Here is an 11,913-nt window from a genome sequence, read left to right on the forward strand (position 1 = left end):
CGCAAAAGCGGTCCCGCGCTAGTCGTCGGCTCTCATACCGATACGCAGCCCACGGGCGGTTGGCTCGACGGCGCGATGGGCGTGATCTACGGGTTGGAGATCGCTCGCGCGCTGGGCGAGAACGAAGCGACGCGCCACCTTGCCGTGGATGTGGCGTCCTGGATCGATGAAGAGGGCACCTTTTCAGGTTTGCTCGGCAGTCGCAGCTTCGTGGGCGATCCCGTCGAGGCGACGATCCAAAGCGCCACGAACCGGGAAGGGCAGCGCCTGCGCGACGTGCTCGCAGCCGCCGGCCTGGGCGGCTTGCCACGTGCCCGCTTCGAGCAAGGCCGCCATGTCGCGTATCTCGAGCCGCATATCGAACAGGGCGGCCGTCTGGAAGCCATCGGCAAGTCGATAGGTGTAGTCACCACGATCGTCGGGCTGCGCGAGTTGCGCTTGCGTTTCGCGGGGCAACGCAATCATGCCGGCACCACGCCTATGTCGATCCGGCGTGACGCCGGCGCAGCGCTGGTTGCATTTATCGCGCCGATGAACGAAGCGTTCGCGCAACTCGCGGACCCCGACACCGTGTGGACGGTGGGACGCATCGACCTCGATCCGGGCTCGCTGAGCGTCGTGCCGGGGCAAGCCGATATGTATCTGCAATTCCGCGACGCGAACCCCGCGCGCCTGCAGGCGATGGAGGAAAGACTCGCGGAACTCGTGCGGGACTTCAACGCGCAAGGCCCTGTCGGCGTGGAGCTGACAACCGCCGACGAAGCCATGGAGCCGGTGACGATGGATCCGGCGCTCGCGGCGCATCTCGCCCGCGCGGCCGAGACCGTGGCACCGGGCCAATGGCTGCGCATGCCGAGCGGGGCCGCGCACGACGCCCAGGTTATCGCCCGTTGCATGCCGGCTTGCATGATGTTCGTGCCGAGCATTGGTGGCGTGAGCCACGACTTCATCGAAGATACGGCCGAAGAGCATATCGTCCTCGGTTGCCAGGTTGCGGCCACGGCGGCGGCCGCGATTCTTCAGGAGCAATGGGCGAAGCGGTCGTGATACAGGCGGGCGGGCAAGGCGAACTGTTGACTCGAAGTGTCTGGCGAGGCCGCCTGAGGCCACCGCCGCGCTTCGCTTCGGCTCAGTTCGGTTAGTTGCCGAACAACGAGGCCTGCGTCCCGCGAGCTGGCGCCGGGCGTGCCGGTTTCACCGGCGTTTCCCGGTCGACCCTTGCCGGCGCGGCGGCCGCAGCAGCAGGTACAGATACAGCCGAAGCCGAAGCCGAAGCCGCTTCCAGAGAGGTCTGCCCGGCTTCGAGCGAAAGAAGAAACATCTTGTTCGCCAATCCGCCTGCAAAGCCGGTCAGATCGCCGGACGCGCCGATCACGCGGTGACACGGCGCCACGATCGAAATCGGATTTCTGCCGTTCGCCGCGCCCACGGCCCGCACGGCATTGAGGTTGCCGATTTGGGTGGCGATGTCCGAGTAGCTGCGCGTCTCGCCGAACGGGATTGTGAGGAGCGCCGCCCAGACCTTCTTCTGGAAGTCCGTTCTCTGGAAGTCGAGTTCAAGATCGAACCGGTCTCTCGTCCCCGCGAAATATTCGTTCAACTGCCGCCTGGTTTCGATCAGGATGGGGCGGTCGTCCGCCTCGACTGTCTCCGGCAGACGCACCCGGTTCGGCTTGTCGTTTTCCCACAGAATGGCGGCAAGCCGGTTGCCGTTCGCAACGAGCTTCAGTTCGCCGACGGGCGAATTCATCAACATGTAGGCGTAGGTCATTTTGCTGGATTCCTGGCTGGCTGGAGGCTGACACCGCTCGATGCGAGTCTGCGAAACGCGCTCTGCAATGGCTCCGATACCTGACAGCTTAACCTTCGTGCCCGCCCAGGTCACGCCGGATCTTGCTATCCAATTCCGCGCGTGGCCCGCGACTCAGTAGAATTGAACCCTTGGTACATCGCTCACCGGCAACCGGATATCTTCTCCACTGTGACAACTCCCCTCGAACAACTGCGAGCCGGACAACTGGCGGGTACTCGCCGGCTCAAACTGGCGTGCGGGCTCAGCGAATTTCCCCGCGAGATTTTCGATCTTGCCGACACGCTGGAAATTCTCGATTTGTCGGGCAACGCGTTCACGTCGTTACCCGACGATTTGCCGCGGCTCAGCAAGTTGCGCGTCCTCTTTGCGTCCGACAACCCATTCATCGAATTGCCGGAAGTGCTCGGGCAGTGTTCGCAACTGAGCATGGTCGGTTTCAAGGCCAACCGCATCCGCAAGGTATCGGGCACATCGCTGCCGCCGCTGCTGCGTTGGCTGATCCTCACTGATAACGAAATCGAAGCACTGCCGCCGGAAATCGGCGCCTGCACCCAGTTGCAGAAGTTGATGCTCGCCGGTAACCGGTTGCGCACGCTGCCCGAGGAATTGGCCGCCTGCTCGCGGCTCGAACTGCTGCGTCTCGCGGCCAATCAACTCGGCGAACTGCCCGCATGGCTGTTGCGTCTGCCGCGGCTTTCCTGGCTGGCATTCGCCGGCAATCCATTCAGCGAGGCACTGGAAACGGCGGCACTGATCGATACGCCGATCGCCCACCTTGAATGGGACGAATTGAAACTCGAACAGCAGCTCGGCGAGGGTGCGTCCGGTGTGATTTATCGTGCGGCGCTTCTGGCGCGTGATGACGAGGCGAAGCGGCCCGTGGCCGTCAAGTTGTTCAAGGGCGCCGTCACCAGCGACGGCTTGCCGGACTGCGAGATGGCGGCCTGTATTCGCGCCGGCGATCATCCGAACCTGATTCCGGTGGTGGGTAAAGTGAAGGACCATCCGGCAGGCGCGCATGGTCTGGTGATGGAATTGATCGATCCGCAATTGACAAACCTTGCCGGACCACCGAGCCTCGAATCATGCACGCGCGACATTTATAGCGCTGACACGCGCTTCCGGATGGCTTCGGCGTTACGTATTGCGGACGGTATCGCGTCGGCAGCGTGTCATCTGCATCGGCAAGGCGTGATGCATGGCGATCTGTACGCGCACAATATTCTGCACGGCGGCGACGGTCGCGCGCTGCTGGGCGATTTTGGCGCGGCGTCTTTCTACGCCGCTGATCAGCGCGAGCTCAACGCCGCGTTGCAGCGCGTGGAAGTCAGGGCGTATGGTTGCCTGCTCGAGGAGTTGATCGAGCGATGCGACTGGCTGGATGCGGAGGCATCCATCGCGGCGAAGCTCATGGCATTGAAAGAGAATTGCCTGAGCGACGATGTGAGCAGCCGGCCGCTATTCGACGACATCGTCGCCGTGTTGCGGCAGCTAGCGGGCGCCGGTGATCGGGACGCCGCAACGCTGGCGGCCGTTTGATCCGATGATTGTGTGAGCGCAATGCAACCATTCGTCCGCCGTGCCTAAGGAGACACACTCAATGACGCAGAAGATGCGCCGCCGCGTGCTGGTTGCCGGCACGCTTGCTGCGGCAGGCCTGACAGGTGCGGCTCATGTTGATGCCATACAGAGCGGCAGGCTGAAGATCGCGCTCGTGTTGAAGTCGATGACCGACTCGTTCACGGTAGAAATGGCAAACGCCGCGCGCAATTATCAGAACCACTTTCCGTCGCAGTTCGACTTGATTGTGCGCGGGACGGCAACGCAGACCGACACGGCCGCACAGATTCGCATGGTGGGCGAGTTGATCAAGGCGCGAATGAACGCGATCGTCATCGCGCCGACCGACTCGAAGGCGCTGACCGCAATCGTGGCGCGAGGGATCAAGGCCGGCATCATCATGGTCACGATCGATAACCCGCTCGATGACGCGTCGCAGGATGCCGCTCACATTTCCGTGCCCTTCGTCGGCCCGAATAATCGCAAGGGCGCGAAACAGGTGGGCGATTATCTGGCGAGACGGCTCAAGCCAGGCGATCAGGTCGGCATCATCGAAGGGAGTTCCGCCGACCGCAATGCGCGGCAACGCACGGCGGGCGCCCAGGACGCAATGAGCGCGGCCGGCGTGAAACTCGTTGCGATACAAGCCGGCGACTGGGACTACGGCAAAGGACGGGACGTTGCAGCGAAGATGCTCGGGAATTATCCGCAGCTTCGTGCGTTGATGTGCGGCAACGACAATATGGCAATGGGGGCGGCGGATGCCGTGCGCGATGCCGGCAGAAACGGCGGCGTGTATGTCACCGGCTATAACGACAGCGACGCGATCAAGCCGCTGCTCGCGGACGGCCGGGTGCTCGCGACGATGAACCAGTTTGCCGAACGGCAAGCTGTGTTCGGTGTCGATGTCGCATTGAAGGCCGTGACTGAACAGAAAAAGCAGAGTGAATTGTCGCGGGTCATTGAAACACCCCTGCAACTGGTAACGGGCGCGAATGACTGAAACATCCCGCTTCTCAAGCGACCAGATCCCCCAGCGCCTTGCGCGCACGCACCACAAACGCGGCAGCCACCGCTGAGAGCGATTGCGCCGCCGCACTCGCGAGATAGACCGGATCGCGCAGTTCCGGCTCAAATGGCCGCACGGCTACATCTTTGCCCGCGTAGGCCGCGGTCACCGCATCGATCAGCGCGACGCCCGCGCCGTTCGCGACCAGCGACACGACCGTGCGCGACAGTTGCGCCTCAACGATCAATTGCCGCGGCACCGCATGCTCGACGAACACCCGGTCGATCGCGTTACGCGCGTCGAACGAGCGGGGAAAGGACACGAACGGTTCGTCGCGCAGGTCGGCCGGCCGCAGCACGCGCTTCTTTTCCAGCCGATGCCCGAACGGGACGATGCAGCGCAACGGCGCGTCGGTCAGCCGTTCCAGCCGCACGGCCTGATGCGGAATCGCCTCCGCCACAAAGCCGACATCGCACCGCTGCGACGCGACCAGTTCGACCACCGTTTGCGCACTATGCGTGAGCAGCGTGACGTCCACGCCGGGATGCTCGCCGAGAAAGCCCGCGACGACTTGCGGCAACAATTCGAGCGCCACGGCGGGCGAGCCCGCGACGGTCAGCGAGCCGCGCCGCATCGCACGGATTTGTTGCGCTGCCAGCGCGATCCGGTCCAGCCCGACGAACGCGCGTTCCACTTCGTCGTAAAGGACGCGGGCTTCGGCGGTCGGCACCAGCCGGCCCTGTTGACGCTCGAACAACGTGAAGCCGACGCCGGTCTCGAAGTCGGCTAACAGCCGGCTCACGGCGGGTTGAGAGACGTGCAGCGCCTGGGCGGCGCGCGTCACGGTGTGCCGTTGCATCAGCGCGCGAAACGCTTCCACCTGGCGAATTTTAAGGTCCGATGAGGGCATAACATTGACGCATGGAGGGCAAAAAAAACGGCATTGGACGCATCATTTTGACCGCGCGAAGCTTCACACTGACTTAATTTGCAAGGGATTTTGCGCGTGAGCCGTATCCATAATATCCGATCGATCGGGGCGCGCTGTTGAGTACGCCGCGAACCTTCGACATTGTCGTTGCCGGCGGCGGGCTCGTCGGCATGGCGATCGCGTACGGGCTGGTGCGCAGCGGCGCCCGGGTCGCGGTCTGCGATGGCGACGACACGGCGTTTCGCGCGGCTCGCGGGAATTTCGGGCTCGTCTGGGTGCAGGGGAAGGGCGCTCGCTGTCTGCCTTACGCGCAGTGGTCGCTCGGTTCTTCTGAGCGCTGGGGTTCGTTTGCCGTGCAGTTGCAGCGCGAAACGGGCGTCGATCCCGGTTTCGATCGACCGGGCGGGATCGAGTTGTGCGAGACGGCGGCTGAACTGGAAGCAGGCCAGAAACTGCTCGAATCGCTCCATCAACGCGAAGCGGGGCTCGGCTATCGGGTGTTCGACAACGCGGCGCTGCGCCGGCGGATTCCGGCGGCCTCGCCGGCGCTGGCCGGCGCGCTCTATTCGCGCAACGACGGCCACGCTAGTCCGCTGTTCACGTTGCGTGCCTTGCATCAGGCGTTTCAGCTGGGCGGCGGCGTGTATCTGCCGCGTCATGACGTGACCGAGGTGCGCCCGCGTTCGGGGCGTTTCGATGTCGTCACGTCCGGCGGCACGTTCGAGACCGGCCGCGTGGTGCTCGCCGCGGGACTCGGCAACGCGCGGCTCGGGCCGATGGTCGGCCTGCATGCGCCGATTTCTCCGTTGCGTGGCCAGATCATGGTGACGGAAAGACTCGCGCCATTCCTCGACTATCCGACGCTCGTCGTCCGGCAAACGCGAGAAGGCTCGGTGATGCTCGGCGATTCGGCGGAAAACGCCGGTTTCGACGACGGTACGACGCGCGACGTGATGGCCGACATCGCCCGCCGCGCCCGCACCGCGTTTCCGATGCTTGCGCATGCCCGCATCGTGCGCGCGTGGGGCGCGCTGCGCATCATGACGCCCGACGGCTTGCCGGTGTACGAAGAATCGGCCACTCATCCAGGCGCCTTCATCGCCATTTGCCATAGCGGCGTCACGCTGGCTGCCGCGCATGCGGACACCCTCGCGCCGTGGATTGCAGGCGGCGCGCGTCCTGCGGTGATCGAACCGTTCGTGACGGCGCGCTTCAAATCGTCGACAGAGAGTTGCCATGTTTGAGCTATTGCCACTTTCCACGGCCGAAACAGTGTCCGTCGACATCGACGGCAACGATAGTCAGGTGCCCGCGCACTTTACGGTGGCTGAAGCGCTGCTCGCGGGCGGCAACACCGCGTGCCGTACGTCGCAGGTCAGCGGCGAGCCGCGCGGACCGTTTTGCATGATGGGTGTGTGCTTCGAGTGCCTGGTCGAAATCGACGGCGAGCCGAATCAACAGGCCTGTATGACCGCCGTGCGGCCGGGTATGCGCGTGCGCAGCATGGGCGGCAAAGCGAGGCTCGCATGAGCGGCACGCGCGAATTGCAATGCGATCTGCTGATCGTCGGCGCCGGTCCGGCGGGCATGGCCGCGGCGATCGAAGCATGCGGGCGTGGCTTGTCGGTGATCGTTGCCGATGAAGGCGCGCATGCGGGCGGGCAAATTTATCGGCAAGCGGCTCACTCCCGCGTCGCTGATACCGAGCGTGTGCTCGGCGCCGATTACACGGCGGGCCGCGCGCTGATCGCGCGCTTCATGGCGAGTGGCGCGCAGTATTTTCCGCAAACGCTGGTCTGGCAGATCGAACCGGGCGCGACGATTTCCGCGATGCTCACGCGTCGTGGCGAGCAGGGCGGCACGACGAGCGTGCAGACACGCGCGCTGCTGCTCGCGACCGGTGCGCAGGAACGCCCGTGGCCGATTCGTGGCTGGACGCTGCCGGGCGTGATGGGCGTGGGCGCTGCGCAGACCATGTTGAAATCGGGTGGCCTCGTGCCGGGCCCGGACACCGTGCTGGCGGGCAGCGGGCCGTTGCTGTGGCTGTACGCGTCACAGGTTTTGCAGGCTGGCCGCACGTTGCGCGCGATCGTCGATACGACGCCCCGTGGTGCGTCGCTGGGCGCGTTGTGCCACCTGCCGCGTGCTTTGCGGGCGAGCGAATATTTGCTCAAAGGGCTGCGCATGATGCGCGCCGTGCGGCGCAGCGGGATCGAGATTTATCGCGCGGCCCATGATGTCGAAGTGCTCGGCGATGTACAGGCGAAGGCGCTGCGGTTTCGTGTCGGCGATCAAAAGCATGAGGTTGCCGCGGGTCTGATTCTGCTGCATCAAGGCGTCGTGCCGGGCAGCAATGCGGCGCGCTCGATCGGTTGCGCGCATCAATGGGACGAGGCTCAGGCGTGCTGGCGTCCGCGGCTCGACAGTTGGGGCCGCAGCAGTGTCAAACGCGTGTGGATTGCAGGCGACGGTGCGGGCATTGGCGGCGCGAAAGCCGCCGAACATGCAGGTCAACTGGCGGCGCTCGACATCGCCGCGGATCTCGAACGCATCGCTTTGGCGGTGCGGGAGCGCGATAGCCGCACTGCGCGCGCCGCGCTGGATCGTCATCTGGCGATCCGTCCGTTGCTCGACGCGCTCTATACGCCGTCGTCGTCGCTGCGTCGTCCCGCCGATGACGTCATCGTGTGCCGTTGCGAAGAGGTCAGCGCGGGCGAGATTCGCCGCATCGCGCGGCTCGATTGCGCTGGCCCGAATCAAATGAAGGCGTTTTCTCGCTGCGGCATGGGGCCTTGCCAAGGGCGCTGGTGCGGTACGGCGGTCAGCGAACTGCTTGCCGAAGTGCAGCGGCGTCGGCCCGAAGAGGTTGGCTATTACCGCATCCGCGCGCCGATCAAACCGGTGACGATCGATGAACTCGCCACGGCGCTGCCATCCGATAACGATTTCGTGCGCGGTGAGTTTCCGAGTTGATGGCGCGCGGGTTGTGCGGCGCGCGATAGAGACGGTGTGCTTTTTTTGCCCTTCGCCCTTCGCCCTTTGCCTTTAGCCTTTTTGCCTTTGCTGTTCCCTTTCCTGATGTGTTCCTGCCTGGAGTGCGGTGATGAAACGTAGCGTCAAACTAATGGTTTCCTGTGTATTGATGGCGGCGTCGCTGGCGATGTCGTGCGCGGCGTCCGCGAAAGACTGGTCGACCGTCCGCGTCGGTATCGATCCAACCTATCCGCCGTTCGAATCGCTGGCTAAGGACGGTTCCGTGGTGGGCTTCGACGTCGACCTCGGCAACGCACTGTGCGCCAAGCTGAAGGCCAAATGCGTGTGGGTACAGACCAGTTTCGACGGTCTGATTCCCGGGCTCCAGGCACGCAAGTTCGACATGATCCTGTCGTCGATGGCGGCGACCGCTAAACGTCGCGAGCAGATCGACTTCACGGATCGTCTCTATCGCAACCAGACGCGTTTGATCGGCAGTCAGAAGGCCGCGTTGCAACCTGTTGCGGCGAAGCTGGCGGGCAAGAAGATCGCGGTCGAACAAGGCACGGTGCAGGAGACCTACGCACGCGAAAAGTGGGCGCCGGCCGGTGCTGAGGTGGTCGCGTATCAGAACTACGATCAGGCCTATGCGGACCTGAGCACCGGCCGCGTGGACGGCGTGCTGATGGACGCAGTGCAGGGCAAGCAGGGCTTTCTCGACACACCGGGCGGCGCGGGTTTCGCGTTCGCCGGGGACACGGTGTACGACCCGACGATCATGGGCGACGGCGATGCAATTGGCGTGCGCAAGAGCGATGCGGATTTGCGCGCTGCGCTGAATGGCGCGATTGCGGAGATTCTGCGCGACGGGACGTACAGGAAGATCGAAGCGAAATACTTCAACTTCGATATGTATGGGAAATGAGTTTGAGCGGATGAGGCTCGCGCGGTGACGCGCGAGCCATCGAATGATGGAACGGCGATAACACCGTTAGCGCGGCGGCTAACACCACTACTCGGCCTTGACCTTATTAGGCTTGGTCGCCTTTTCGAGTTTGTTGTATTCGAATTCCGGCACGGATTTCAGTGCGTCCTTCGTCGCGCCGGCGAGGAACAGATTGCCGTCGCGGATCTCGAAGTGGTCGACCGGAATCGCCACGTAGTGCTTGCCCATACCGAGGAAGCCGCCGACCGACACGACCGCGTAGGTTGCCTTACGGTCCGGCGAAATGATCACGTCATAGATGCTGCCGATCTTGTCGTTGAGATCGTTGTAAACCGGTTGGTCGACGAGCGCGCGGCGCACGCTCCAGCCCTTCAATAGCGCGTTGGTCTGCTCGACCGTGCCGCCTAGCGGTTGCAGCCCGGCGACTTGAGCGATGGCGCCTTGCGAGGCGCAGATAGCGGTGAGAGCAGCAGCGCAGATCAGTGTTTTTGCTTTCATTTCGGCTCCTGGTTGTCCGTCGAACGATAAGCGTTATACCAGGAGTGTGGGGAAGCACGTGACGTGCCCGGTCGCCGCCATCACGTCATTCATCTTGCCGGGCGTGATGGCTTGGGCGAACGTTCATGTGGCGTGGTCACTGCTTCAAGGTGTCGGTTGCGTCTGCCCGTTCTGACTCGCGCTCATTGCCGCGTCTCTTTCCGCTCGGTGTTTGGCGGCAACTCTTTCTTCCGCGGCCTGAAGATCGGCAGGGTACGAACTGTCGTCGCCTTGGGCCGGGTCGTAACCCGCCGCTTCCAATTCTTCGAGTTCATGCCAGACCTCGGCACGCGTGACGCGATGCGTGTCGTTTTGAGCAAATGCGCTCGACAGGGTGAGCGTGGTCAGTGAAACAGCGATCACAATGGACTTAATCACTTTAGACTCCTGAGTGTTGGGTGAATGTGGTGCGATGTGCATTGAGTAGACGCTGCTTGGTCGCTGGATATTCCCGTGCTTCTTAAACAGATCCGGTTCGATCGAAGTACCTTGAATAATCTCGGGCGAGGTCGGAATAAACGTGCGGCGGCGCTGGTAAACGTCGTTATCAGGCCGCGATTATCGCGATCGCAAGTTGCTGGGGGCAAAGACAGCTACTGGCAGGCTCGATGCCGTCGACCTGAACGGCACGCGCTGGAGGAAGGTTTTCGAAACATTGAGGTCAAGGCGGGGGGCCTTGCTTTGAATGTTCGCGACCGGTATCGGGGACCGGGCGCGCGGAGCCGCTCATTTTGGTTGATGCGCGACGGGCTCCAGTCGCAAAAAGGGGCGCTGTATCGAGCGCCCCTGCCAACCTGAAGGAAATGTCGAAAATCTTTTAGCTACGCAATTCCCGGATTTTCGAACCAACCTTTGCTTGATGCGTCACGCCTTTGGTAAATAACGCAAAACATGAAAATAACTAAGCCGGAATATGATCAATCGGATCGGAAGTCATCGAAACGTCCTAGCCAAGACATTCAATAGGATGATGGTATTATTTGCAAAATTAAAGCAACAGCTGGGAAATTTTTCAGACCTGCCTAAATAGCTGAATATAAAAGGAAATTTTCGCGTCCTTTTTGGTGGTTTTGCCGCGTGTCGGTGAGGATCGTGTTCGATTGGAACAGAAGTGCGGTTGGTAAACAAGAAGGTGACAGGATAGTCCGCCTAGATGATGGTGCCGCGTTTGTTGTCTTAGTTCCGGGTGAGGCCAAGATGTCTGGTTTTCCCTATGGCCAGTTATCGGCCATTGCCGACGCTCAGCTACCGGCACTCATCGGACGGCTACACGGTGCTAACCGGCCGTTCGCCCCAGCCGGAGCCGGAGCGTCGACTCTCACATTCGCGAACGCGTACTTACGCGTCGTTCTGAGTCGATCGCATCGCGAACAGGTCGGCCGCTGTCGGCGCTCATCGCATTCATTCAGATTGGCTGCGTTCGCTGGGTCACAGTCGAATCGGCCACCCGTGTGTCACCATCACGCATTGCGCCCGGCGCCGGACACCCTCGACGCCGGCCGCATCATGCCTCCAACACGCGAGAGCCCCATGCCGACGCTCTATTCCTACCCGGACCTGTTCGGCGTCGCCGACAACAATCCGTTTGGCCTGAAGGTCTACGCATTCATGCGCTTGTGCGGACTCGACTTCGAGCACAAGCACAGTCTCGATACGAAAGAGGCGCCGCGAGGACAGTTGCCCTATCTGGTCGACGGCGAGAAATCAATCGGTGATAGCGATGCGATCATCAGCTACCTGAAGCGCAAGTACGACCTACGCATCGACAGCGCGCTTTCCACGGGGCAAGCGAATCTCGACTTCCTGGTCCGGCGCACGCTCGACGACCTGTACTGGCCGATGAGCTTTTCGCGCTGGCGCGACGAGCGCTTTCGCCCGGCGTTTTGCAACGCCTTCATGGCGGCGCACCCCGAAGTCACCGCCAGTGCGCTCGAAGCCGCGAGCGAGTACAACCGGCTTCGGTATCACTATCAGGGCATCGGCCGCTACGAGCCGGATCAGGTGTATGAGCGCGGCATCGGCGATTTGCGCGTCGTGGCCGATCTGCTCGGCGCCAGCGGCTTTATCTTCGGGCCCGAGCCGGCCACGGTCGATGCCGCGATCTACGGCTGCGTCGCGAACATCTACTACTACGACATCGATACG

General features: G+C 62.7%; 12 protein-coding genes. 8 read left to right on the forward strand and 4 right to left on the reverse strand.

Going from position 1 to position 11,913, the window contains the following annotated elements:
• Positions 1–1,047, forward strand: a 1,047-nt coding sequence (locus QOC89_RS08740; RefSeq protein WP_323044660.1) for a Zn-dependent hydrolase, incomplete at its 5' end; no start/stop codon positions are given.
• A gap of 91 nt (positions 1,048–1,138) precedes the next feature.
• On the opposite strand, the gene QOC89_RS08745 is transcribed toward QOC89_RS08740, so the two are convergent.
• On the reverse strand, positions 1,139–1,771 hold the full coding sequence (locus QOC89_RS08745) for a methylated-DNA--[protein]-cysteine S-methyltransferase (RefSeq protein WP_323044671.1): 633 nt from the start codon (positions 1,769–1,771) through the stop codon (positions 1,139–1,141).
• Between the two features lie 210 nt (positions 1,772–1,981).
• Between QOC89_RS08745 and QOC89_RS08750 the strand changes: the two genes are divergently transcribed.
• Entirely contained in the window at positions 1,982–3,352 is a 1,371-nt protein-coding gene (locus QOC89_RS08750) for a leucine-rich repeat-containing protein kinase family protein (RefSeq protein ID WP_323044661.1), read from the forward strand.
• A 61-nt stretch (positions 3,353–3,413) separates the two neighbouring features.
• Positions 3,414–4,376 (forward strand): substrate-binding domain-containing protein, encoded by a 963-nt coding sequence (locus tag QOC89_RS08755; RefSeq protein ID WP_323044662.1) that lies wholly within the window; start codon positions 3,414–3,416, stop codon positions 4,374–4,376.
• Between the two features lie 13 nt (positions 4,377–4,389).
• On the opposite strand, the gene QOC89_RS08760 is transcribed toward QOC89_RS08755, so the two are convergent.
• Positions 4,390–5,292 carry a LysR substrate-binding domain-containing protein gene (locus QOC89_RS08760; protein ID WP_323044663.1) on the reverse strand — a complete coding sequence of 301 codons (903 nt, stop codon included), beginning with the start codon at positions 5,290–5,292 and terminating at the stop codon, positions 4,390–4,392.
• A gap of 137 nt (positions 5,293–5,429) precedes the next feature.
• Here QOC89_RS08760 and QOC89_RS08765 point away from each other — a divergent pair, with 137 nt between their 5' ends.
• The 4 genes from QOC89_RS08765 (at position 5,430) to QOC89_RS08780 (ending at position 9,210) form a co-directional block, all read left to right on the forward strand.
• Complete coding sequence (locus tag QOC89_RS08765) at positions 5,430–6,557, forward strand: FAD-dependent oxidoreductase (RefSeq protein WP_323044664.1); 1,128 nt, start codon at positions 5,430–5,432, stop codon at positions 6,555–6,557.
• Positions 6,550–6,843, forward strand: a complete 294-nt coding sequence (locus QOC89_RS08770) for a (2Fe-2S)-binding protein (protein ID WP_323044665.1) — start codon at positions 6,550–6,552, stop codon at positions 6,841–6,843. The genes QOC89_RS08765 and QOC89_RS08770 overlap by 8 nt, the downstream gene beginning before the upstream one ends.
• Entirely contained in the window at positions 6,840–8,285 is a 1,446-nt protein-coding gene (locus tag QOC89_RS08775) for an FAD-dependent oxidoreductase (protein WP_323044666.1), read from the forward strand. The genes QOC89_RS08770 and QOC89_RS08775 overlap by 4 nt, the downstream gene beginning before the upstream one ends.
• Positions 8,286–8,436: 151 nt before the next feature.
• Complete coding sequence (locus tag QOC89_RS08780; protein ID WP_416340378.1) at positions 8,437–9,210, forward strand: ABC transporter substrate-binding protein; 774 nt, start codon at positions 8,437–8,439, stop codon at positions 9,208–9,210.
• 87 nt (positions 9,211–9,297) lie between these two features.
• On the opposite strand, the gene QOC89_RS08785 is transcribed toward QOC89_RS08780, so the two are convergent.
• Complete coding sequence (locus QOC89_RS08785; RefSeq protein ID WP_323044668.1) at positions 9,298–9,729, reverse strand: PRC-barrel domain-containing protein; 432 nt, start codon at positions 9,727–9,729, stop codon at positions 9,298–9,300.
• 144 nt (positions 9,730–9,873) lie between these two features.
• A complete protein-coding gene (locus tag QOC89_RS08790; protein WP_323044669.1) occupies positions 9,874–10,146 on the reverse strand; it encodes a DUF4148 domain-containing protein in 273 nt (90 codons plus the stop codon).
• A 1,152-nt stretch (positions 10,147–11,298) separates the two neighbouring features.
• Between QOC89_RS08790 and QOC89_RS08795 the strand changes: the two genes are divergently transcribed.
• Positions 11,299–11,913, forward strand: a 615-nt coding sequence (locus QOC89_RS08795) for a glutathione S-transferase family protein (RefSeq protein ID WP_323044670.1), incomplete at its 3' end; no start/stop codon positions are given.

It is taken from the genome of Paraburkholderia sp. (genome assembly GCF_034668105.1).
In the GTDB taxonomy this organism is placed as follows: domain Bacteria; phylum Pseudomonadota; class Gammaproteobacteria; order Burkholderiales; family Burkholderiaceae; genus Paraburkholderia.